This is a genomic window from Variovorax sp. CCNWLW186 (assembly GCF_037203865.1).
Classification (GTDB): Bacteria; Pseudomonadota; Gammaproteobacteria; order Burkholderiales; family Burkholderiaceae_C; genus Variovorax.
Map to the genome: position 1 here is coordinate 30,787 of NZ_JBBCBO010000020.1, position 22,551 is coordinate 53,337.

Consider the following 22,551-nt stretch of genomic DNA (forward strand, 5'->3'; position numbering starts at 1 on the left):
GTTCAGAAAGTGCCGTGCCGCCCCGCACCTCGCACAAAGCGCTCGGCGCCCGCAGCACCTTCGGCCGCGACGATCGGCACGCCAAGGCGCCCCTCCTGCTGCAGCGCCTCGGCCAGCGGCAAGTCCCACTGGGCGTAGGCGGAATGGCGGTCCGCCAGCATGCATTGCTGTGGAAAGGCCGCAATCTCGCGCGCAAGCGCTTCGGCTGTCTCGCGGGCCTGGCCCTTTGGCACGAGACGGTTCACCAGGCCCATGGCAAGCGCTTCCTGGGCGCTCACGGGCCGGCCCGTCAGGATGAGGTCAAGCGCGCGGCCCATGCCGACAATGCGCGGCAGCCGCACGGTGCCGCCGTCGATCAGCGGCACGCCCCAGCGGCGACAGAACACGCCCAGCACCGCATCTTCTTCGGCCACCCGAAGGTCGGCCAGCAGGGCCAGCTCGAGCCCGCCGGCCACCGCATGGCCGCTGATGGCGGCAATCAGTGGCTTGCTCAGCGCCATGCGAGTCGGCCCCATGGGCGCGGAGCCGCCACCCTCGGGGTCGAGCTCATTGCGCCTGGCAGGATCGGCGACCGCGCCCAGGTCAGCGCCAGCACAGAAGGTGCCGTGCTCGCCCCACAGCACGGCCACGCGCTGGCTTTCGTCGGCTTCGAAGCGCTCGAAGGCGGCGCGCAGCGCGTCGGCCATGGGCCGGTCGACGGCATTGCGCTGCTTCGGGCGGCTCATGACGATGGTGCTGACCGGCCCATCGATTTCGGTGCGAACGCTGGCGGACGTGTTCATGAGGGCAAAGGGTACGCCCATCAACGAAAAAAGACTCCTTTCGGAGCCTTTTGTCAGGGTGGCGGTTCGGCCCGCCAGCAAGCGCTTAGACGCGCTTGCGGTATTCGCCGGTGCGGGTGTCGATTTCGATCTTGTCGCCTTGCGAGACGAAGAGCGGAACCGGCACTTCGAAGCCGGTTGCGATCTTGGCGGGCTTGAGCACCTTGCCCGAGGTGTCGCCCTTGACGGCCGGCTCGGTCCAGGTGATTTCGCGCTCGACGCTGGTGGGCAGTTCGACCGAAATGGCCTTGCCGTCGTAGAACACCACTTCGACGGGCATGCCGTCTTCGAGGTAGTTGAGGGCGTCGCCCATGTTCTCGGCTTCGACTTCGTACTGGTTGTACTCGGTGTCCATGCACACGTACATCGGATCGGCGAAGTAGGAGTAGGTGCACTCCTTCTTGTCGAGCACGATCTGGTCGATCTTGTCGTCGGCCTTGAAGACCACTTCGGTGTTGAAGTTGGCGATCAGGCTCTTGAGCTTCATGCGCACGGTGGCGGAGTTGCGGCCGCCGCGGCTGTATTCGGTCTTGAGGACGACCATCGGGTCCTTGCCGTGCATGATGACGTTGCCGGCGCGGATTTCTTGAGCGATTTTCATATCAGGTTCTCTGGATGTTGGCCGCTCGGTGCACGGGGCCATGGGCGACGTTTGCAATGTTGCGGTGCAACGTCTTGCCGGCGTTCTTGGCCCCGCGGTACATGTCCCGCGGCAGGTTTGGCGGACAGCATCTCGGATCTGTGTAATCCGGGCCGAAATCCGCAAAGCCCGCTATTTTAGCTTTTTCCGGCGACCAGATGCCGCAGTTGCGCGACCAAGTCCTCTTGCGCGCACAGCTTTTCGCGGGCCGCCAGTACGCTTTCATGCCATGCCCCCGGTATTTCGAGAGGGGGCAGAGGGCTGTCGCCGAAGCCGTTCCAGGCGTGGTGAAACTGCCGCAGTGACGGCGGCGCGCCCAGCCAGTCGAGCCAGGCGCCGAGCTTCACGTGATGCGCGTCATCGTCCTGCGGGTAGATTTGCCACACGAGGGGCGCGCCGGCCCAGAGGGCGCGCACCAGCGAATCTTCGCCGCGCACGAAGTTCAGCTCGCAGGCCCACAGAAGATGGTCGAAATCCGGCTGCGTGAGGTAGGGCAGGTATGAAATTGATAGCGCTCCCCAGCCTGAAAGCCCGTGGGCCGGCCGTTGCCGGCTTGAAAAGAACGCCCTGACCGCATGGGCGGCGCGGCCCGAAGTCACCAGGAGCCGGGTCGGCTGCGGATCTGCCGCCAGTTGCTCGAGCAGGGTCGCCAGCGCCGGGGGTTCGTAGCAGAAGAGCGACACGAGCCGCTCGCCTTCGCGCCAGGGGATTTCCTGCGCCGCCAGCCATTGCCCGCGGTCGAAATGCGCCCGCCGTTCCAGGAGGCCGGGCTCCCGCAGCAGTCCCCCGGTGGCCGGCGTGAAGCCGGGATAGAAAAAGCGCTTGGTCAGTCCCGCACCAGGTCCCTTGAACACCGGCGAAGGCAGCCCGTGCAGCCGTTCCACATAGGGCTCGGCCGACAGGTATTCGAGATTGATCCACGCCCGGCCCGGCCCGCCCGCGGCCGGCGGCTCGGCAAAGCGGGCGATCAACTCGGGTGCCGGTTCGCAACCGAAGGCTTCGATCAGCACGTCGGGCGGCGGGGCCGCGGCCGCCTGCCGGACGGCGGCGGCGTCGAGCCAGTCGACCACGCTCACGCCCTCGCAGCCGGCGGGCGCCATCCAGTGCAGCGCCGTGGCGTCGTCGATCCAAAGCCGCACGCACTCGCCGAGCGCTGCCAGCTGGCTGGCCAGCCGCCAGCACACGCCCAGGTCGCCGTGGTTGTCGATGACCTTGCAGAAGATGTCCCATTGCATGGCGCCAGTGTGCCCGTCTTCGGCGGGCCGGGGCAGTGGTGGCTGCTTGGTATGCTGGCCGGCACCACAACATCCCGGAGCGAGAAACCATGCGCATGAAGACCCGCCGTTCGCCGCTGTTCCCTGGTTGCCTTCGCACGGCGAGAACCGTGCTCGCCCTGTCCTTGGCCTTGGGCGGCGTCGTGGGCGCCTCGGCGCAGACCACGCCGTCGCTCACGCCGCAACAGCAGCGGTTTCATGGCATCTACAAGGAGTTGATCGAGATCAACACCAGCCATTCGGTGGGCGACAACACGCAGGCGGCGCGTGCCATGGAAAAGCGGCTGGTCGATGCGGGCTTTGCCCCGGGCGACATCCAGATCTTCGAGCCCTTCCCCAAGAAGGGCAACCTGGTGCTGCGCTTCAAGGGCAACGGCAGCAAGAAACCGTTGCTGCTGCTGGCGCACCTCGACGTGGTCGAGGCCAAGCGCGAAGACTGGAAGACCGATCCGTTCAAACTGCAGGAAACCGGCGGCTACTTCACGGCCCGGGGTTCCATCGACGACAAGGCGATGGCCGCGGCGCTGGTGTCGGTGCTGGGGCAGCTCAAGCAGGAAGGCTTCAAGCCCAGCCGCGACATCATCCTCGCGCTGACGGCCGACGAAGAGCGCGGCGATGCGCTCAGCAACGGCGCCTTCTGGCTCATCAACAACAAGCCCGAGCTGCTGCAGGCGGAATTCGGCATCAACGAAGGCGGCGGCGGCGAGCTGCGCGGCGGAAAGCCGAACCTGCACCGCATGCAGGTGGCCGAGAAGATGTACACCACCTACATGCTCGAGGCGCGCGATGTGGGCGGCCACAGCTCGGTGCCGACGAAGAGTAACCCGATCTATGCGCTGTCGGCGGGCCTGGAGCGTCTGGGCAACTACGCGTTCCCGGTCAAGCTGGCCGATGTCACGAAGACCTATTTCGCACGCAGCGCGCCCTTTGCCACCGGCCAGTTGGCCGACGACATGCGCGCCATCGGCGGCGGCAACCCCGATGCCGCGGTGATCGAGCGGCTTTCGGCCAACCCGGCCTACAACGCGCAGCTGCGCACCACCTGCGTGGCAACCATGGTGCAGGCGGGGCATGCCGAAAATGCGCTTCCGCAGTCGGCCAAGGCCACGGTCAATTGCCGCATCCTGCCGCACGACGACCCCGAGGAAATCGAACGGCTGCTGACCCAGGCCATCGGAAACGACAAGATCGTGGTGCGCAACGTCGGCAAGCCGCTGCGCAGCCCGGCCTCTCCGCTGAACGGCGATCTCGTGAAGACGGTCGAATCGGTGACGCAGGCCATGTGGCCGGGTGTGCCCGTGGTGCCGGCAATGAGCACGGGCGCTACCGACAGCCGCTTCATGCGCAATGCCGGCATTCCGATGTACGGTGTGACGGGCATGTTCCTCGACCCCGCCGATGCGCGCGCCCACGGGCTGGACGAGCGCATCGAGATCCAGCGGCTGTATGACGGTCGCGAGTTCCTGTACCGGCTGGTGAGCGAACTCGCCAAGTAGCTCCGGGTCATAAGAAACGCGGCGGCCGAGCTGGTCGCCGCGTTTCTGCTTTCTTCAGCGCGCCACAATAGCCGCCATGTCAGACGTGCATTCCGATCAATTGCTCAGCGAAGTCGCGGCCCTGCCGCAGCTGCCGGGCGTGTACCGCTATTTCGATGCGGCCGGCGCGGTGCTCTATGTGGGCAAGGCGCGCAACCTCAAGAAGCGGGTTGCGAACTATTTCCAGAAGAGCCATGGCGGCACGCGCATCGGCCACATGATCTCGAAGATCGCGCGCATGGAGACCACCGTGGTGCGCTCCGAGGCCGAGGCGCTGCTGCTCGAGAACAATCTCATCAAGACGCTCAAGCCGCGCTACAACATCCTGTTTCGCGACGACAAGAGCTACCCGTACCTGAAGATCGCCTCGCACGAGTTTCCGCGGCTGGCCTACTACCGCGGCGCGGTCGACAAGAAGCACCGCTACTTCGGGCCGTACCCGAGCGCCTGGGCGGTGAAGGAGTCGATCCAGCTGCTGCAGAAAGTATTCAAGCTGCGCACCTGCGAAGACACGGTGTACGCCAACCGCACGCGGCCTTGCCTGCTGTACCAGATCAAGCGGTGCACCGGGCCGTGCGTGGGCTACGTCACGCCCGAGGCCTATGCGCAGGACGTGGCCAGCGCCGAAGCCTTTCTGATGGGCGACACGCAACTGGTGTTGTCGAAGCTCGAGGCACGCATGACCGAGCACGCGGAGAAGCTCGAATTCGAGCAGGCGGCGGAGCTGCGCAACCAGATGTCGGCGATTTCTCGTGTGCTGCACCAGCAGTCGATCGAAATTGCTTCCGACAAGGACGTGGACATCCTCGCCGTGAAGGTGCAGGGCGGCAAGGCCTGCGTCAACCTGGCGATGGTGCGCGGCGGCCGGCACCTGGGCGACCGCGCCTACTTTCCCGTGCACGTGGAAGACGCCGCGCAAATCCATCATGGCGAGCTCGATGCGGAAGAGGGCGTGGTGCCCGCGCCGGCCGATTCGATCGAAGTGCAAGTGCTCGAGGCCTTCATTGCCCAGCACTACATCGATGTGCCGGTACCCGCCACGCTGGTGCTGAGCCATCTGGTGGGGCGCGAGCTGATCGAAGCCGTCTCCCAGCAGGCCGGCTCGCGCGTGACGGCGGTGTTCCAGCCGCGCGAGCAGCGCCGGCACTGGCTCGAAATGGCCGAGACGAACGCGGGCCTGCAACTGGCGCGCCTCCTGGCGGAAGAAGGATCGCAGCAGGCGCGCACCCGCGCGCTGGCCGATGCGCTGGAGCTTGCGCCCGACGATCTCGACAATTTCCGCATCGAGTGCTTCGACATCTCGCACACCGCGGGCGAGGCCACGCAGGCATCCTGCGTGGTGTTCGAGCACCACACGATGCAGAACCGCGAATACCGCCGCTACAACATCGAGGGCATCACGCCCGGCGACGACTACGCCGCCATGCGCCAGGTGCTGCATCGCCGCTACGGCAAGCTCGCCGAGGCCATGGCGGCCGAGACCGACGCGCCGCCCATGGGCGATGCCGCGGGCGCGGGCACCGATGCACCCGCGAGGACCAAGGCGGCGCGCATGCCCGACCTGGTGCTGGTCGACGGCGGCAAGGGCCAGGTGTCGATGGCGCGCGAAGTGTTCAGCGAGCTGGGCCTGGCGCTCTCGCTCATCGTGGGGGTGGAGAAAGGCGAGGGCCGCAAGGTCGGGCTCGAGGAGCTGGTGTTTGCCGACGGCCGCGAGAAGGTCTACCTGGGCAAGGACTCCGCCGCCCTGATGCTGATCGCCCAGATCCGCGATGAGGCGCACCGCTTCGCCATCACGGGCATGCGTGCCAAGCGCGCGAAGGTGCGCGTGGGCGGCAGCCAGCTCGAAGACATTCCGGGCATCGGGCCGAAGCGCCGGGCGCGCCTGCTGCAGCGTTTCGGTGGAATCCGCGGCGTGGCGGCCGCCAGCGTCGAGGACATCGCATCGGTCGAAGGCATTGCCACCGACCTTGCCGAGGAAATCTATCGCGCACTGCACTGACGCCGATTTGCCCTTTGGCCTTCGGCCGGTCACGCGCGCATGACACAATCGCCCGCATGTTCTGGACCCTCCCGACCATCATGACCTGGACGCGCATCGTCGCGATTCCATTGATCGTTGGCGTGTTCTACCTGCCGATCGCCGAGCCGATGCGCAACCTGATCGCCACGGTAATGTTCATCGTCTTTGCCGCCACCGACTGGCTCGACGGCTATCTGGCGCGCAAGCTCAACCAGACCTCGGCCTTCGGCGCCTTCCTGGATCCGGTGGCCGACAAGTTCCTGGTGTGTGCCGCGCTGCTGGTGCTGGTGCACCTGCAGCGCGCCGATGTGTTCGTGGCGCTGATCATCATCGGCCGTGAGATCGCCATCTCGGCGCTGCGCGAATGGATGGCGCGAATCGGCGCTGGCAAGAGCGTGGCGGTCCACATGATCGGCAAGGTGAAGACCACGGTGCAGATGGTCGCGATCCCGTTCCTGCTGTATGACGGGCGCCTGTTCAAGGTCATCGACACGGGCCTCTGGGGCCAGTGGCTGATCTGGATCTCGGCGGTGCTCACCGTGTGGTCGATGGTCTATTACCTGCAAAAGGCCATTCCCGAGATCCGGGCCCACAGCAAATGACGGCGGCGGCTGCGGCACGTGGCTCCGGGTGGCTGCGAGCCATGCCGGCGGTCTTCGTGCTCATATGGAGCACGGGTTTCATCGTTGCGCGCTATGGCATGCCCTATGCGCCGCCCCTCAAGTTCCTGGCCGTGCGCTATGCACTTTCTCTCGTGTGCTTCTGCATCTGGGTCGCTCTCGCGCGGGTCGCCTGGCCGAAGGAGCGTGCGCAGTGGGGGCACCTTGCGGCCACGGGCGTGCTGATGCAGGCGGGTTACCTGGGCGGCGTCTGGGCTGCTGTGCATGCGGGCATGGGCGCGGGGCTGGTGGCGCTGATGGTCGGCATCCAGCCGGTGCTGACCGCCATCTGGCTTTCGTTCACCGGCGGGCGCATTTCGCAGCGCCAATGGGCAGGGCTGGTCCTGGGATTTGCCGGCCTGGTGCTCGTGGTGTCGCGCAAGTTCGGGCAGGGCACTGAAGTCAGTGCGTTGACGATGGGGCTCGCCGTCATGGCGCTGCTTTCGATCACCGCGGGCACCCTGTACCAGAAGCGCTTCGTCGCGCCGTGCGACGTTCGCAGCGCCAGCGCCGTGCAGATGGCGGCGGCGTTGCTCGTGACCTTGCCCTTTGCGGCCATGGAAACGCAGGGCATCGAATGGAACGTGTACTCGACCGGCGCCATGGCGTGGTCGGTGCTGGTGCTGTCGCTCGGCGGCAGTTCGCTGCTCTACATGCTGATCCAGCGCGGCACGGCCACCGCCGTTACCAGCTTGCTGTACCTTGTACCGCCATGTACCGCGGTGATGGCCTGGCTGCTGTTCCGCGAGCCGATCACGCTGGTGACCTTGCTGGGCATCGGGCTGACCGCGGCGGGCGTAAGCCTGGTGGTGCGCAGCGAGCGCTGACCGGGCGCGTTTTCTTTCAGCGCGGCGAACCGGGCTTGCCCGGCTTCCAGGGCTCGCCGCGGAACTGTTCGGCCAGATGGTCGAGCAGCAGGCGCACACGGCGCGGCGTCTTGGGTCGCCAGGGCGCAATCCAGTGGATGTCGGCATCGGGCATGGCGTAGTGGGGCAGCACGCGCACCAGCTCGCCGGACGCCAGTTGCGGCGCAATATCCCACAGGCTGCGCAGCATGATTCCGTGGCCGGCCAGGCACCAGTCGCGCACCATCTCTCCGGAATTGCTTGTCAGCGGCCCTTGCACGCGCACACGCGCCGTGCTGCCGTCGCGGGCGTGGCGCAGCGTCCAGAGCGCGAACTGGTGCTGGTTGACCTCGCCGTTTTCGCGCGCCACCAGGCAGTCGTGCGTGCCCAGCGCGTCGACCGTGGCTGGCAGGCCGCGCCGCTCTATATATGAAGGAGAGGCGGCAAGCACGCGCTGGTTGCGCGCGATGCGGCGCGTGACCCAGTCGGCCGCGCGGCGCTGCTGCACGGCCCAGAGCCACAGCGCGCCGTCGTAGCCTTCGGCGCCGAGGTCCGGGAGCCGCTCGGTCAGCAGCAGCTCGATCTGCAGCCCCGGGTGCCGCGCCTGGAACGCGGCCAGCGCGGGGCCGAGCCAGCGCCGGCCGAAGCCGAAGGTGGCGGCGAGACGTATCGTGCCGACCAGTTCGTTCTGCCGTTCGCCGAGCTCGCTTTCGAGTGCCGCAAAACCCTCGAGCAGCGCCTTGGCATGCAGGCAGACCGCCTCGCCCTCGGCCGTGACGCTGAGCCTGCGCGTGGTGCGTTCGAACAGCCGCTGGCCCAGCCGAGCCTCGAGCGCACCCAGTCGCTTGGTCACCACCGAAGGCACCACGTCCAGCGTGGCGGATGCGCCCGCCAGGCTGCCCTGGTCGCGAATGGCCAGCACCAGCTCCAGGTCGCCCCGGTCCATCGACAATGAATTCATGCCAGATTGGAAAGTATGAATTGGCTGATTGTTGCTTGATGGCTGGCGGAGCGCAACGCACAATGGCCGCGTGACTGCTTCCTTCTTCGACTTTCCTGAATTCGATATCGAGCGCGACGGCGTGCGCGTGCATGGCCGCATCGGCGGCCGCGGTGCTCCGTTGCTGCTGTTGCATGGCCATCCGCAGACGCACCTCATCTGGCATCGAGTGGCACCGGCGCTTGCCGAGCGGTTCACTGTGGTGGCGGTGGACTTGCGCGGCTACGGCGACTCTGGCCGCCCCGCGGACGACGCCGAGCACGTGGCCTATAGCAAGCGCGAGATGGCGCTCGATGCACTCGCCGCCATGCGGCACCATGGCTTCGAACGCTTCGGCGTGCTTGCGCATGACCGCGGCGCGCGCGTGGCGAATCGGCTGGCGGCCGACCATGCCGCCGCGGTCGACCGCATGCTGCTGCTGGACATCGCGCCCACGCTCTCGATGTACGGGAACACCACCGAAGCGTTTGCTCGCGCTTACTGGCACTGGTTTTTCCTGATCCAGCCGCCGCCGCTGCCCGAGGCGCTGATTGCTTCGGACCCTGTGCGCTACGTGCGCAGCGTGATGGGCGGGCGCCACGCGGGGCTCGCGCCCTTTGCGCCCGAGGTGCTGGCCGAGTACGAGCGCTGCGCCGCAATCGCGGGCACGGCCGAATCCATTTGCGGCGACTACCGGGCCTCCGCCACCATCGACCTGGTGCATGACCGCGCCGACATCGACGCCGGCCGGCGCCTTGAGCAGCCCCTGCGCGTGCTGTGGGGCGAACACGGCGCAGTCGGCCGGTGCTTTGATGTGCTGGCGCTCTGGCGCGAATGCGCCGGGCAGGTTTCGGGCCGCGCCTTGCCGTGCGGCCACTATGTTCCGGAAGAAGCTCCCGGCGAGGTGCTCGCCGAGGCACTCCAGTTTTTTACTCCCCCTCTCCAGCAAGAAGGAACCAGACCATGACCACCCACAGAATCGCAGTCATCGCCGGCGACGGCATCGGCAAGGAAACCATGCCCGAAGGCCTGCGCGTGGTCGATGCCGCGGCGCGCAAGTTCGGTATCGACCTGAAGTTCGACCACTTCGATTTCTCTAGCTGGGACTACTGCGAGAAGCACGGCAAGATGCTGCCCGACAACTGGAAGGACCAGATCGGCGGCCACGATGCGATCTACTTCGGCGCGGTGGGCTGGCCCGAAAAGATTGCCGACCACGTGTCGCTGTGGGGTTCGCTGCTGCTGTTCCGCCGCGAGTTCGACCAGTACATCAACCTGCGCCCCGCACGGCTGATGCCCGGCATCACGGCTCCCGTGGTGCGCCGCGACGGCACGCCGCGCGAGCCGGGCGAGATCGACATGTACATCGTGCGCGAGAACACCGAGGGTGAATACTCGAGCATCGGCGGGCGCATGTACGAAGGCACGCCGCGCGAGATCGTGGTGCAGGAAACGGTGATGTCGCGCGTGGGCGTGGATCGCGTGCTCAAGTTCGCTTTCGAGCTTGCGCAATCGCGGCCGAAGAAGCATTTGACGAGCGCGACCAAGTCGAACGGCATCTCGATCACCATGCCGTATTGGGACGAGCGCGTGGCCGAAATGGCCAAGAACTACCCGGGCGTGAAGCTCGACAAGTTCCATATCGACATCCTCACCGCCCACTTCGTGCAACGGCCCGACTTCTTCGACGTGGTGGTGGCCAGCAACCTGTTCGGCGACATCCTGTCCGACCTGGGTCCGGCATGCACCGGCACCATCGGCATTGCGCCCAGCGCCAATCTCAACCCCGAGCGCACGACGCCTTCGCTGTTCGAACCGGTGCACGGTTCGGCGCCCGACATTGCCGGCAAGGGCATTGCCAACCCCATCGGACAGATCTGGTGCGGTGCGATGATGCTCGAGTTCCTGGGGCACAAGAAGGCGCACGACGCGATTCTTTCCACCATTGAAAAGGTGCTCGCGCCCCAAAGCGGAGCACCGCGCACGCCCGACATCGGCGGCAAGGCGAGCACCAGCGACTTGGGCAAGGCAATTGCCGAAGCGCTTTGAAATAGAGTTCACGAAAGGCCCCTAAAATCGCGCGCTCCGCTGTTCTGCATGGCCTCGTGTCGTATTGACACCCTGCAGACCAGTGGTTGTAATCCTCGCTGGCAGTGCGCTGCCGAGGCGTCAGTCCTGCCACACTTCTTGCGTCGCGTCATTTCGCGGCCAGGTCGCACTGACGAAAGCCGACCAACTTTATTTCTTCGACAAGGGGCCCTTGTGAACAAGACCGAACTGATTGAGCACATCGCAAAAAACGCCGATATTTCCAAGGCAGCCGCCACGCGCGCGCTCGAATCCACCATCGGCGCCATTCGTACCACGCTCAAAAAAGGCGGCTCCGTGTCGCTGGTCGGTTTTGGCACTTTCGCAGTGGGCAAGCGGGCTGCTCGCACCGGCCGCAATCCCCGGACCGGCGACGCGATTAAAATCAAGGCCGCCAAGATTCCGAAGTTCCGTCCGGGCAAGGCGCTGAAAGACGCGCTCAACTAAGACGTAGACTCGGAGAGTTTCCCGGTGGGGTGCTTAGCTCAGTTGGTAGAGCGGCGCCCTTACAAGGCGTAGGTCGGGGGTTCGAGCCCCTCAGCACCCACCACCACCGATGCAAAGGCGAACACAGGTTCGCCTTTTTTATTGCCGTTCGACATCCGTCGCAAGAGAGTGTTCAAGCATGTTTGATTTCTTCCGCAAGTACAACAAGATCGTCATGATTTTCTTGTTCTTGCTGATCATTCCCTCGTTCGTCCTCTTCGGTGTGGACCGCTACCAGGGCTCCGGCAACGAGGAAAAGGTTGCGCGTGTCGATGGCAACAACATCACCCGTTCCGAATGGGACGCACAGCACCGCAACGAAGTCGACCGCATCCGGCAGCAGTCGCCGAACGTCGACCCGACGCTGCTCGATTCCGATGCAATGCGCTATGCCACGCTGGAACGGCTGGTGCGCGACCGCGTGCTGGCAGCCGCTGCGGCCAAGTCGAACATGACGGTTTCCGAAGAGCGGCTGACCCGCATCTTCGCGCAGGACGCGGGCCTTGCCGCATTCCGCACGCCGGACGGCAAGTTCGATCGCGAGACCTTCCAGCGCGTGACCGGCCGCACGCCGGAGCAGTACGAGGCCTCGATGCGCGCCGACCTTGCAACGCAGCAGGTGCTGCTGGGCATTTCGGGTACGGCGTTCACGCCGCCCGCGCTGGCTGCCGCCACCATCAACGCCTTTTATGACAGCCGCGAGATCCAGGTCGCACGCTTCACTCCCGATAGCTTCGCATCGAAGGTGACGATCAGCGATGCCGACATCGAGACCTACTACAAGGACCACACGGTGCAGTTCCAGGCCCCCGAGCAGGCCAGCATCGAGTACCTGGTGCTCGACCTCGAAGCGGCGAAGAAGAACGTCTCGGTGAACGAGGCCGACCTCAAGACCTACTACGAACAGAACAAGGCGCGCTTCGGCACGAAGGAAGAGCGCCGCGCGAGCCACATCCTGATTACCGCACCGGCCAGTGCGTCGGCGGCCGATCGCGAAAAGGCCAAGGCAAAGGCCGAGCAGTTGCTGGCCGAAGTGAAGAAGGCACCCACCACCTTTGCCGATGTGGCGCGCAAGAATTCGCAGGACCCTGGCTCCGCCGAGAAGGGCGGCGACCTCGACTTCGTGACCCGCGGCGCAATGGTCAAGCCTTTCGACGACGCGATGTTCGCGCTCAAGAAGGGTGACATCAGCGACGTGATCGAAACCGAGTTCGGCTATCACATCATCCGGCTGACCGACATCAAGCCGGCCGTGGTGCCTCCGTTCGAGCAGGTGCGCGCCACCATCGAGAGCGACGTTCGCGCACAACAGGCAACGCAGGAGTTCGCAAAGGCCGCGGAGGCCTTCACCGACGCGGTGTACCAGCAGCCCGACAGCCTCAAGCCGGCGGCGGAAAAGCTGAAGCTCACGATCCAGACTGCAACCAATGTGGCGCGCACGCCCGCACCGGGCGCCACCGGCGCGCTGGCGAGCCGCAACTTCCTGAGTGCGTTGTTTGCGCCCGATTCGCTCGACCGCAAGCAGAACACCGAAGCCATCGAAGTCGGTTCGAACCAGCTCGCATCTGGCCGCGTGACGCAGTACTCGCCGGCGCGTCCCATTCCGTTGGCCGAAGTGAAGGACAAGATCCGCGCGCAACTCGTCACCGAACGCGCCGCGGTATTGGCAAAGACCGAAGGCGAAGCCAAGCTTGCTGCCTGGACCACGAAGGCCGACGGCGCAACCTTTGGCGCACCGGTCACGGTTTCGCGCCGTGAATCGCAGAGCCAGCCGCTGGCGATCATCGATGCCGCGCTGCGTGCCGATGCGTCCAAGCTGCCCGCGCTGGTGGGTGTCGAACTGGGCACCCAGGGCTATGCGGTGGTTCGCGTGACCAAGGTCGTTCCGCGCACGCCTTCGGCCCCTGAGCAGGCGCAGCAAGAGAACGCGCAGGTCGGCCAATCCGTGGCTGCCGCGGAAGACGTGGCGTACTACAACATGCTGAAGGAACGCTTCAAGGCCGAGATCCTCGTGCCGAAGCCAGCTGACACGCTGCCAGCGGCACGCTGACCCGGCGTTCCGTCACACGAGGGACAAGCGCGCAATGCGCTTGTCGCCAGAATCGCATGCATGGGAACCCTCTATCTCGTGCGCCACGGGCAGGCCAGTTTCGGCGCTGCCGACTACGACAACCTGAGCGAGCTCGGACACAGGCAGTCCGTGCGGCTGGGTGAATACTGGCGCGAGCGCGGCATGCACTTCGATGCGGTGATCACGGGCACCCTGAAGCGGCATCGGCAGACCTGGGAGGGCATTGCACAAGGGCTCGGACTGCAGCGCGACGACGTGCTGCCATGGCCCGGGCTCAACGAGTACGACAGCGAGGCTGTTATTGCCACCATCCACGAAGGCAAGCCCGAGAAGCCCGATTCGCCCGAGATGTACCGCCACCATTTCCGCCTCTTGCGCAGCGGCTTGGGCGCCTGGATGCAAGGCAAGACCCAGCCTGCCGGCATGCCGAGCTATGTGGACTTTCTGGCGGGCGTGACCACAGCGCTCGACCATGTGCGCGACCGCCACCATGGCGCAAAAGTTCTGGTGGTGTCGAGCGGCGGGCCGATCAGCACGGCGGTCGGACATGTGCTTGGCACGAGCGCGGAAACGACCATCGAACTCAACTTGCGCATTCGCAATACGGCGGTGACGGAGTTCGCCTTTACGCCCAAGCGCCACATGCTCGTGACGTACAACACCCTTCCGCACCTGGATGCCCCTGCCTACGAGGGCTGGATCACTTACGCCTGAATCTGCAGCGCCAGAAGAGGGCGTTGAAAGAGGGCGTCGGTTTCAGGCCTGCCAGACGCCATAGCCGTTCGCGCGCAGCCGGATGCCGAGTTCGACCTCCATCGACCGCGCGTCCTCGTAGCTCATCGGGTTGTAGCGCTCATAGAGGGCGGGCAGCAGCCGCAGGCCGAACTCCTGCACGAAGGTGTTCGCCTGGATGCCGGCCTTGTGCTTATCGAAGCGAATGTCCGGGTCGAGCCCGGTCATTCCGACATAGACGAAAGGCTTGCCGAGTTGATAGTCGGGATTGGCCCGCCTGAAGCGGCCATGGTTCCATACGCGGTCGTCGAGCTCGACCACGTAGACATGATGCTTGGCGCGTGGTTTGCGCGGCATCCCTACGCAGCCCCCGGAATCAGCTCTTGCGCTTGATCAGGCCGTAAAGAACGAGCAGCACGATCGCGCCGAGCACCGACGCGATGAAACCGGCGCCCTGGCCCGCGGTGTACCAGCCCATGGCCTGGCCGACATAGGTCACGATCAATGAACCCGCAACGCCGATCAGCGTGGTCACGATGAAGCCGGCGGAATCGTCGCCCGGCTTGACGGCCCGCGCAACCAGACCCACGATGAACCCGATCAGAATAGTCCAGACGATGCTCATGAAGAAGTTCCTTTGGCGGTGAATTGGAAGAAGCGGGAAAGCATTGCCCGTTGATTCAGGCGACGATCATGATAGCGGAGCAAAACCGGCTCCACGGGCCGGGAAATACATTGGTTTTGCGTTCGAGAAATTTGGTGCGGACGACCGCCATCTCTCGCATGCAGCGGCGTCCTACAGGGTGAACTGCCGCACGGGGCTATACCGAAGCCATGCTCGAAAAATTGCCTGAAGTCATTGGCCACGCGCTGCACGGCGTGCGTGCCGGCCTGGACAAGATTATTTTCAATACGCTCGGAATGCGGCAGGGCATGGCGTCCATATCCCTGACCAGCGTGGCGTTCGTGGACCACGGGCCGCTGCCCCCGCGCTATACGGCCGACGGCGAAGGCTTGTCGCCGCCGCTTCAGTGGGCCCAACTGCCGGCGGAAACCACTTCGTTGGTGCTGGTGGTGGAGGATGCCGACTCGCCAACCCCGAATCCGCTGGTGCATGCGATCGTGGTGGGGCTGCGGCCGAGCGACGGCAAGCTCGACGAGGCCGCCATCCCGAGCCGCGACAACGAAGGCGCGGCCGGCCTGCAGGTTGGCCGCAACTCGGGGCTGCAGGCCGCGTGGCTACCGCCGGACCCGCCTCCGGGGCACGGCGCTCACCGCTACGCCTTTCAGTTGTTTGCGCTCGGCAGCGCGCCCTCGTTTTCGTCCACGCCGGGGCGCGACGAAATATTCGAAGCGCTGCGCGAGCATGCACTGGCGAGCGGCCTGCTGATTGGCACCTGCGAAAGGCCGGACGGCTCCATCAAGATCGAGAAGACCGCGCCGGCGGGCCCTTTGGCAACGGGTTGAGCAGGGCTTCAAGCGTCTTTGAATGCCCCGGTGGCGAAAACGGGAGTTTTTGACGCTACAATTGCGGGCTCTTCGGTGGCTGTAGCTCAGCTGGTAGAGTCCCAGATTGTGATTCTGGTCGTCGTGGGTTCGAGTCCCATCAGCCACCCCAAATACCTTCCCTGACTGCTATTGCGCAATAGCGTCCAAGGGGCATGAACGCCGGGCCAGCCCCGGCGTTGTCATTTCCGGCTGTTGCTGCCGTTGGGGCTTAACCCCCTTGTATTCCCTCTTTTTGTTCGATAAGAACGCGCGAGCCAAGTGCGCTTTGCATTGTGCGCTGCCGCAAACTAACGGTGCGCCCCGGGTTTTTTCTGGTACCGGCATGCTTGTTTTAAATTGGAATTGAATTAAAATCCGCCCCGTTTCCAATTTTCAGGAGTCCACAATGGCTTCGACCCTTGCCGATATCAATTCCCAGATCAAGAAGCACGACGAGCTGATTGCGCAATTGCGCAAGCAGGCCGAAGACCTTCGCAACCAAGAACGTGCGGGCGTCATTGAAGAGGTGCGCAAGAAAATCGCCGAATACGGTTTGACCGCTTCCGATCTGAAACTCAGCGCACGCGGCGGGTCGGTCAAGCGCGGCAACGCGGTTCCCGGAGCCAAGGCAGCGGCCAAATACCGCGGCCCGAGCGGCGAAACCTGGTCTGGCGGTCGTGGCCGCAAGCCGCGTTGGGTGACCGAAGCCCTGGCCGCCGGCAAGTCGCTTTCCGAGTTCGAGATCAAGTAAACGCTCGACAGGGCCTTCAGCCAATAAAAAAGCCCGCATCTGCGGGCTTTTTTATTGCGGGCGTGGAACCAACCGGGCGCAGGGCGCTCAGTTCACCATGACGAGTTTTCCTTTGACGCCGCGTGAGCCCATGTGGGCGTAGGCTGCTTTCAATTCTGCCATCGGCATCGTGCTGTCGATCACGGGCTTGATCTTTCCCTGACCGTACCACTGCGCCAATTCAGCCATCATTTGTGCATTGGCCTTGGGCTCGCGCTTGGCAAAATCGCCCCAGAACACACCAACCAGCGATGCGCCTTTCAGCAGCGTCAGATTCAATGGCAGCGACGGAATCGGGCCCGATGCAAAGCCGACCACCAAATAGCGGCCGCGCCAGCCGATCGAGCGAAATGCCGGCTCCGCAAAATCGCCGCCCACCGGGTCGTAAATGACGTCAGGCCCCTTGCCGTCGGTCGCCGCCTTGATGGCGTCGCGAAAGCCGTTTGGAAGCGCATGCGTCGTGTAGTTGATGGTGGCATCGGCGCCAATGGAGCGGCAGAGTTCGCATTTCTCGTCGGTGGAAGCCGCCGCAATCACTTTTGCACCGGCTGCCTTTGCGATTTGTATGGCCGCGGTGCCCACGCCGCCGGCGGCACCCAGCACGAGCACGGTTTCCCCGGCCTTCAGCTGCGCCCGGTCCATCAGCGCATGCCACGATGTGGCATAGATCATGATGAACGCCGCCGCGTCGACATGGCCGAAGCCTTCCGGCAAAGGCATGCAAAGCGCGGCCGGCGCCAGCGTGTGGGTTGCGAAGCCTCCGGTTCCCGAAAGGCACGCCACGTTCTGGCCGATCGAAAGATGCGTGACGCCTTCGCCCACCGCCTGGACGATGCCGGCGTATTCCGAACCGGGCACGAAGGGCAGGGGCGGCTTGATCTGGTATTTGTTCTGGACGATCAGCAGATCGGGGAAATTGAGGCTGGCAGCCCTGATTTCGATCAGCACCTGGCCCGGACCCGGCGTTGGTGTGGGCAGTTCCTTCCAGGTCAGCGCATCGACGCCGGTGGGGTTTTCGCAAAGCCATGCGTGCATGCTCGGGTCTCCTTGGATGAGTCGTGTGTGGGCAATGAATGCGAGGCGATGATAGGGGGCGCGGCAGGGCGCCGTTGTCCCTGCTGCGACGCACCCGGCGCCTACAATCCGGGGCACCCAGAAGCACCATGAAGATACTTATTTCCAATGACGATGGCTTTCAGGCGCCGGGCATCGTCGCATTGCACGACGCCCTGAAAGACATCGCCGATGTCGAGGTGGTTGCACCCGAGCACAACAACAGCGCCAAGTCGAATGCGCTGACCCTGGCCGCACCGCTCTACGTGCACAAGGCGCACAACGGTTTTCGCTACGTCACGGGCACCCCGGCCGATTGCGTCCATATCGCGCTCAAGGGGCTGCTCGACTACCGGCCCGACCTGGTGGTGTCCGGCATCAACAACGGCGCCAACATGGGCGACGACACCATCTACTCGGGCACCGTCGGCGCGGCGATGGAGGCATACCTGTTCGGCATTCCGGCCATTGCGTTCTCGCAGATCGAAAAAGGCTGGGCGCATGTCGATGCGGCCGCGCAGGTGGCGCGCCGGCTGGTTCAGCGGATCGAGAGCGAGCGCATGATCGAAGGCGGCGCTTTCCTGCTCAACGTGAATGTGCCGAACCGGCCGTTCGAGGAGCTCAAGCCGATCAAGGTTTGCCGGCTCGGCCGCCGCCACGCGGCGGAAAAGGTGATTACGCAGGAAAGCCCGCGCGGCGAAACGATGTACTGGATTGCGGGCGCCGGCAGCGCCAAGGACAGCGGCGAGGGCACCGACTTTCACGCCACCGCGGCCGGCCATGTCGCACTGACGCCGCTGCAGATCGACCTGACCGATCACGCCAACCTGGGGCAATGGCGCGAGACGGTAGCCCGTCTCGGCAACTGAGCATGGCCACGCAACGGCCTGGTTTCCCGGTTCGCCTGACACCCACCGCATCGGCCGCCACGCGAGGGCGCATGCCCGCCGTGCCGGCCAAGCCAATGGTGCCGGCCACCCCCTCGATGGCTTCCGACGCCGTGCGCGCGCGCATGGTGCAGAAGCTCGCCGCCCAAGGCATTACCGACCCCCGCGTGCTGCGGGCGCTGGGCGCGGTGGAGCGGCATCGTTTTGTCGACAGTGCGCTGGTCAACCAGGCCTATGAAGACACGAGCCTGCCCATCGGGCTGGGCCAGACCATTTCCAAGCCCAGCGTGGTGGCTCGCATGATCGAGCTTCTGCTGGGTGCGCCTGCCTTGGTGGGCAAACCGCAAGAGCGGCTCGGACGCGTGCTCGAAATCGGCACCGGTTGCGGCTACCAGGCTGCGGTGCTGAACCATGTGGCCACGGAGGTCTACAGCATCGAGCGCTTGCGCGGGCTGCACGAGCGCGCGCGCGCCAACCTGCGGCACTTCCGGCTCGCGACCGTGCACCTGATGCTCGGCGACGGCATGGTTGGCTACGCCAAGGGTGCGCCCTACGCAGGAATCATCGCCGCCGCTGGCGGCGAAGCGGTCCCGCAAGCCTGGACCGATCAACTCGCAGTGGGCGGGCGCATCGTCGCGCCCACGCAATCGGCGGGGGGCGGACAGGCCCTCGTCGTCATCGATAAAACCGCCCGTGGACTGGAGCGCCGCATTCTTGAGGCGGTTCACTTTGTCCCCCTAAAATCGGGCATCGCTTGAAGGAACAACACATGCAGGGTTTTGGCAATCGGAGTTGGTGCGCTGGTATCACGTTGGCCGTTGTGCTCGTGATCGCGGGCTGCGCCGCACCGCGAGGGCCGGCGCCGGTCGAAGACCGTGGCACGATGACGCGCGCCCCCAATGCGGCACCCGGAGGCCCGCTCATCACCACCGATGCGTCGGGCAAGCCGCTGCCCGGCATCGAGAACTATGGCAAGCCGGGCTACTACGCTGTGCGCCCCGGCGACACGATTCGCCGCATCGGAATCGAAACCGGCCAAGGCTGGCAGAACATCGCACGCTGGAACAATCTCGAGAATCCCGACCTGATCGAAGTCGGCCAGGTGCTGCGCGTGGTTCCTCCGGTGGGGCCGACGTCCACCACCGTGGCGGCCGCGGCCACTCCCACCGAGGGCGCCGTAACCAAGCCTGTGACGCCGCCCGCGGTGTTGCCCGCGGCGCCCGCGAGCGCGGCGGCCAGCAAGCCGCCGGTCACCGCATCGCCATCGGCACCTGCCGCCAATTCGGGCGACGAGGATCTTGGCTGGATCTGGCCCGCGCACGGCACGCTCATCGCAGGGTTCGACGACGCCAAGAACAAGGGCTTCGATATCGGCGGCAAAGCCGGCGACGCGGTCCTGGCCGCGGCCGATGGCCGCGTCGTCTATGCAGGCGCGGGCCTGCGCGGCTACGGCAACCTGATCATCCTGAAGCACAACAACACCTACCTCACGGCGTATGCGCACAACCAGACGCTGCTCGTGAAGGAAGACCAGTCGGTGCAAAAGGGACAGAAGATCGCCGAAATGGGCAACAGCGACGCGGACCGCGTCAAGCTGCACTTCGAAATCCGTCGCCAGGGCAAGCCTGTCGATCCGGCACGCTACCTGCCGAGCCGGTAATGCCATGGCCGCCTCTCGCCCCCGTCGCACACTGCCTGTGCGCCGGGCGGTGGGCAAGGGCGAAGCGGCCGCAGACAACAATCCAGAGAGCACGCCCGCAAGGCCCGGCCGTGCTGCCGCAGACCCGATTGCGTTTGCCGAACCGCTAGGTGGCGAGGGCGCGGATGCCCTGACCATCTACCTGCGGCAGGTGCGGCGCACCGAACTCTTCACGCCCGAGCAGGAATACCAGGCCGCATGCGCTGCCCGCGCCGGCGACTTTGCAGCGCGGCAATCGATGATCGAACACAACCTGCGGCTGGTTGTGAACATCGCCAAGGCGTATCTGGGCCGCGGCGTGCCGCTCTCCGATCTGATCGAGGAAGGCAACCTCGGCCTGATGCACGCGATCACCAAGTTCGAACCCGAGCGCGGCTTTCGCTTTTCCACCTATGCGACGTGGTGGATCCGGCAATCGGTCGAGCGAGCCGTCATGACCCAGGCGCGTGCAATCCGCCTGCCCGTGCAGGTGGTGCGCGAACTGCAGCAGGTGCTGCGGGCCCGCCGCACGCTGGAGGGCGATTCAGACTTCCTGGCGAACCGGCCCGACGGTGTGCGGGTGGAAGACATCGCCGCATTTCTGGGGCGCGAAGTGCAGGCAGTGGCGGAGCTGCTGGCACTTGCGGAGGCGCCGCGCTCCCTGGATGGCGGCGACGCGCGCGGCGACGAGGGCTTTACCTTGGCCGACACCGTGGCCTCCGACGACGAGCGAAGCAATCCGACCGACGTGACCCACACGCACGAGGTCGAACGCCTGCTCGACCAATGGGTTCATGCGCTCGATGCGCGCGAGCGCGAGGTGCTCGAAGGCCGCTATGGGCTACACGATCGGGAGCCCGAAACGCTCGAAGTGCTGAGCGTCCGGCTCGGCCTGACGCGGGAGCGCGTGAGGCAAATCCAGAACGAGGCGCTCGCCAAGATGCGCCGCCAGCTGGCTCGCTCCGGCGTGGGCCGCGATGCGTTGTTCTAGGCGGCGCGGGCGCAGCCACGGGAGGCCGGGCCGGCGCTGAGACAATCGGGGGATGACGGAATCCACTGAAGAAAAGAAAGTCCCCACGAAAGCGGCCGGAAAGACCCCGGGCAGCGCCCCGGACGAATGGCTCAAGGTCGAGTCGCTTGACCTGGATGCGCAGGGCGTCGCACACAACGCCGAGGGCATGGTCGTGTTCATCGAAGGCGCCTTGCCCTTCGAGGAAGTGCAGCTCAACGTGCACCGGCGCAAGAACAACTGGGAGCAGGGCACGGTCACCGCCATTCGGCGTGAATCGTCGCAACGCGTGCGCCCGGGCTGTCCGCATTTCGGGCTGCACACCGGCGCGTGCGGCGGTTGCAAGATGCAGCATCTGGACGCCGCGGCGCAGGTGGCGGTGAAGCAGCGTGCGCTCGAAGACAACCTGTGGCATCTCGGCAAGGTGCGGCCCGAGAACGTGCTGCGGCCGATGGAAGGGCCGGCCTGGCACTACCGATACCGCGCCCGGCTCTCGGTGCGCCATGTGGTCAAGAAGGGCACGGTGCTGATCGGGTTTCATGAGCGCAAGAGCCGGTATCTCGCCGACATGCAGGTGTGCCCGGTGCTGCCTAAGCAGGTCAGCGACATGCTGATGCCGCTGCGCGCACTCATCGGCTCGATGGATGCACGCGAGACCTGCCCGCAGATCGAACTTGCCTGCGGTGATGCGCCGGGAACGACCGCGCTCGGCACGATCGCGCTGGTGCTCAGGCACCTGGAGCCGCTGTCCAGCGCGGACATCGGCCGCCTGAAAGCGTTCGCGGCGCAGAACCCCGGCGTTCAATGGTGGCTCCAGGCCAAAGGCCCCGAGACAGTGAAGCTGCTGGAAGAGGGCGGCACGCCGCTGTCGTACGAACTGCCCGAGTTCGGCGTCACCATGCCGTTCAAGCCGACCGATTTCACGCAGGTCAACCCGCACATCAATCGCGCGCTGGTGGGCAAGGCGCTGCGCCTTCTCGATGTGCAGCCGCAAGAGCGGGTGATCGACTGGTTCTGCGGGCTGGGCAATTTCACCCTGCCGCTGGCCAGCCGTGCGCGCGAGGTGCTGGGCATCGAAGGCAGCGACACCCTGGTGGCGCGCGCAAGCGACAACTTCAAGAAGAATGAACCTGCCACGCTGGCCAGGCGGGCGCTTTCGCCTACCCGGTTCGTGGCGCGCAATCTCTTCGAAATGACGCCCGCCATGCTGGTGGCCGACGGCAGCGCGGACAAGTGGCTGGTCGACCCGCCGCGCGAAGGCGCTTTTGCGCTTGCCAAGGCCATGGCCGACCTGCACCTGCAGCCGGAACTGAGAACCGACGGCTGGACGCCGCCGAAGCGCATCGTGTACGTGAGCTGCAATCCGTCCACCTTGGCGCGCGATGCCGGCCTGCTGGTACATCAGGCGGGGTACCGGTGCACGTTTGCCGGGGTGATCAACATGTTTCCGCACACGGCGCACGTGGAGTCGATTGCGGTATTCGATCTGGCATGAA

At 65.4% G+C, this 22,551-nt stretch carries 23 protein-coding genes and 2 tRNA genes; 18 read left to right on the forward strand and 7 right to left on the reverse strand.

Translation table 11 applies throughout. The annotated features are described in order from the left end of the window. Nucleotides 1–2: 2 nt before the first annotated feature. The 3 genes from V9K97_RS20910 to earP form a co-directional block, all read right to left on the reverse strand. Nucleotides 3–782: a crotonase/enoyl-CoA hydratase family protein gene (locus tag V9K97_RS20910; protein WP_337320383.1), complete on the reverse strand. Its 780-nt coding sequence runs from the start codon at nt 780–782 to the stop codon at nt 3–5. A gap of 85 nt (nt 783–867) precedes the next feature. Beyond that, nucleotides 868–1,422: an elongation factor P gene (gene efp, locus V9K97_RS20915; RefSeq protein ID WP_012746921.1), complete on the reverse strand. Its 555-nt coding sequence runs from the start codon at nt 1,420–1,422 to the stop codon at nt 868–870. A 176-nt stretch (nt 1,423–1,598) separates the two neighbouring features. After that, nucleotides 1,599–2,696 (reverse strand): elongation factor P maturation arginine rhamnosyltransferase EarP, encoded by a 1,098-nt coding sequence (earP, locus tag V9K97_RS20920; RefSeq protein ID WP_337320385.1) that lies wholly within the window; start codon nt 2,694–2,696, stop codon nt 1,599–1,601. Nucleotides 2,697–2,785: 89 nt separating this feature from the next. Between earP and V9K97_RS20925 the strand changes: the two genes are divergently transcribed. The 4 genes from V9K97_RS20925 (at nt 2,786) to V9K97_RS20940 (ending at nt 7,776) form a co-directional block, all read left to right on the forward strand. Then, nucleotides 2,786–4,231, forward strand: a complete 1,446-nt coding sequence (locus V9K97_RS20925) for a M20/M25/M40 family metallo-hydrolase (protein WP_337320387.1) — start codon at nt 2,786–2,788, stop codon at nt 4,229–4,231. 76 nt (nt 4,232–4,307) lie between these two features. Continuing rightward, nucleotides 4,308–6,269: an excinuclease ABC subunit UvrC gene (gene uvrC, locus V9K97_RS20930; RefSeq protein WP_337320389.1), complete on the forward strand. Its 1,962-nt coding sequence runs from the start codon at nt 4,308–4,310 to the stop codon at nt 6,267–6,269. 56 nt (nt 6,270–6,325) lie between these two features. After that, on the forward strand, nt 6,326–6,892 hold the full coding sequence (pgsA, locus tag V9K97_RS20935; RefSeq protein ID WP_206178231.1) for a CDP-diacylglycerol--glycerol-3-phosphate 3-phosphatidyltransferase: 567 nt from the start codon (nt 6,326–6,328) through the stop codon (nt 6,890–6,892). Further along, on the forward strand, nt 6,889–7,776 hold the full coding sequence (locus V9K97_RS20940) for a DMT family transporter (RefSeq protein ID WP_443303855.1): 888 nt from the start codon (nt 6,889–6,891) through the stop codon (nt 7,774–7,776). The genes pgsA and V9K97_RS20940 overlap by 4 nt, the downstream gene beginning before the upstream one ends. A 16-nt stretch (nt 7,777–7,792) precedes the next feature. Here the strand turns inward: V9K97_RS20940 and V9K97_RS20945 are convergent, their stop codons facing one another. Continuing rightward, entirely contained in the window at nt 7,793–8,755 is a 963-nt protein-coding gene (locus tag V9K97_RS20945; protein ID WP_337320392.1) for a LysR substrate-binding domain-containing protein, read from the reverse strand. Between the two features lie 70 nt (nt 8,756–8,825). Between V9K97_RS20945 and V9K97_RS20950 the strand changes: the two genes are divergently transcribed. From V9K97_RS20950 to V9K97_RS20975, 6 genes are all read left to right on the forward strand, one after another. Then, entirely contained in the window at nt 8,826–9,740 is a 915-nt protein-coding gene (locus V9K97_RS20950; protein WP_337320394.1) for an alpha/beta fold hydrolase, read from the forward strand. Next, a complete protein-coding gene (locus tag V9K97_RS20955; protein WP_337320396.1) occupies nt 9,737–10,822 on the forward strand; it encodes a tartrate dehydrogenase in 1,086 nt (361 codons plus the stop codon). The genes V9K97_RS20950 and V9K97_RS20955 overlap by 4 nt, the downstream gene beginning before the upstream one ends. A gap of 213 nt (nt 10,823–11,035) precedes the next feature. Beyond that, complete coding sequence (locus tag V9K97_RS20960) at nt 11,036–11,308, forward strand: HU family DNA-binding protein (protein WP_007830705.1); 273 nt, start codon at nt 11,036–11,038, stop codon at nt 11,306–11,308. 27 nt (nt 11,309–11,335) lie between these two features. Further along, nucleotides 11,336–11,411, forward strand: a tRNA-Val gene (locus V9K97_RS20965). Between the two features lie 75 nt (nt 11,412–11,486). Further along, complete coding sequence (locus V9K97_RS20970) at nt 11,487–13,397, forward strand: SurA N-terminal domain-containing protein (RefSeq protein WP_337320398.1); 1,911 nt, start codon at nt 11,487–11,489, stop codon at nt 13,395–13,397. Between the two features lie 60 nt (nt 13,398–13,457). Continuing rightward, complete coding sequence (locus V9K97_RS20975) at nt 13,458–14,132, forward strand: histidine phosphatase family protein (RefSeq protein ID WP_337320400.1); 675 nt, start codon at nt 13,458–13,460, stop codon at nt 14,130–14,132. Between the two features lie 42 nt (nt 14,133–14,174). Here the strand turns inward: V9K97_RS20975 and V9K97_RS20980 are convergent, their stop codons facing one another. Together V9K97_RS20980 and V9K97_RS20985 are read right to left on the reverse strand one after the other, a co-directional pair. Continuing rightward, on the reverse strand, nt 14,175–14,507 hold the full coding sequence (locus V9K97_RS20980) for a hypothetical protein (RefSeq protein WP_126747351.1): 333 nt from the start codon (nt 14,505–14,507) through the stop codon (nt 14,175–14,177). 19 nt (nt 14,508–14,526) lie between these two features. Then, the gene (locus V9K97_RS20985; RefSeq protein WP_126747350.1) at nt 14,527–14,775 is read right to left on the reverse strand and encodes a GlsB/YeaQ/YmgE family stress response membrane protein; all 249 of its coding nucleotides are present in this window, start codon (nt 14,773–14,775) and stop codon (nt 14,527–14,529) included. A gap of 209 nt (nt 14,776–14,984) precedes the next feature. Here V9K97_RS20985 and V9K97_RS20990 point away from each other — a divergent pair, with 209 nt between their 5' ends. The 3 genes from V9K97_RS20990 (at nt 14,985) to V9K97_RS21000 (ending at nt 16,389) form a co-directional block, all read left to right on the forward strand. Continuing rightward, nucleotides 14,985–15,617 carry a YbhB/YbcL family Raf kinase inhibitor-like protein gene (locus V9K97_RS20990; RefSeq protein WP_337320402.1) on the forward strand — a complete coding sequence of 211 codons (633 nt, stop codon included), beginning with the start codon at nt 14,985–14,987 and terminating at the stop codon, nt 15,615–15,617. Nucleotides 15,618–15,692: 75 nt separating this feature from the next. Next, nucleotides 15,693–15,768 (forward strand) — tRNA-His (locus V9K97_RS20995). Between the two features lie 276 nt (nt 15,769–16,044). Beyond that, a complete protein-coding gene (locus tag V9K97_RS21000) occupies nt 16,045–16,389 on the forward strand; it encodes an H-NS histone family protein (protein ID WP_258505272.1) in 345 nt (114 codons plus the stop codon). An 87-nt stretch (nt 16,390–16,476) separates the two neighbouring features. On the opposite strand, the gene V9K97_RS21005 is transcribed toward V9K97_RS21000, so the two are convergent. Further along, nucleotides 16,477–17,463, reverse strand: coding sequence for an NADPH:quinone oxidoreductase family protein (locus tag V9K97_RS21005; RefSeq protein WP_337314581.1), 987 nt, complete (start codon nt 17,461–17,463; stop codon nt 16,477–16,479). Nucleotides 17,464–17,591: 128 nt separating this feature from the next. Between V9K97_RS21005 and surE the strand changes: the two genes are divergently transcribed. Genes surE through rlmD form a run of 5 tightly spaced genes read left to right on the forward strand, consistent with a single transcriptional unit; the run spans nt 17,592 to nt 22,550 of the window. Further along, nucleotides 17,592–18,350, forward strand: coding sequence for a 5'/3'-nucleotidase SurE (surE, locus tag V9K97_RS21010; protein WP_126748846.1), 759 nt, complete (start codon nt 17,592–17,594; stop codon nt 18,348–18,350). Between the two features lie 2 nt (nt 18,351–18,352). After that, nucleotides 18,353–19,126 (forward strand): protein-L-isoaspartate(D-aspartate) O-methyltransferase, encoded by a 774-nt coding sequence (locus V9K97_RS21015; protein WP_258505276.1) that lies wholly within the window; start codon nt 18,353–18,355, stop codon nt 19,124–19,126. An 11-nt stretch (nt 19,127–19,137) separates the two neighbouring features. Further along, nucleotides 19,138–20,028, forward strand: a complete 891-nt coding sequence (locus V9K97_RS21020) for a peptidoglycan DD-metalloendopeptidase family protein (RefSeq protein WP_337320404.1) — start codon at nt 19,138–19,140, stop codon at nt 20,026–20,028. A 4-nt stretch (nt 20,029–20,032) separates the two neighbouring features. Next, complete coding sequence (locus V9K97_RS21025) at nt 20,033–21,037, forward strand: sigma-70 family RNA polymerase sigma factor (protein ID WP_337320407.1); 1,005 nt, start codon at nt 20,033–20,035, stop codon at nt 21,035–21,037. 52 nt (nt 21,038–21,089) lie between these two features. Further along, the gene (gene rlmD, locus V9K97_RS21030; protein WP_337320409.1) at nt 21,090–22,550 is read left to right on the forward strand and encodes a 23S rRNA (uracil(1939)-C(5))-methyltransferase RlmD; all 1,461 of its coding nucleotides are present in this window, start codon (nt 21,090–21,092) and stop codon (nt 22,548–22,550) included. The last annotated feature ends 1 nt before the right edge of the window (nt 22,551 follow it).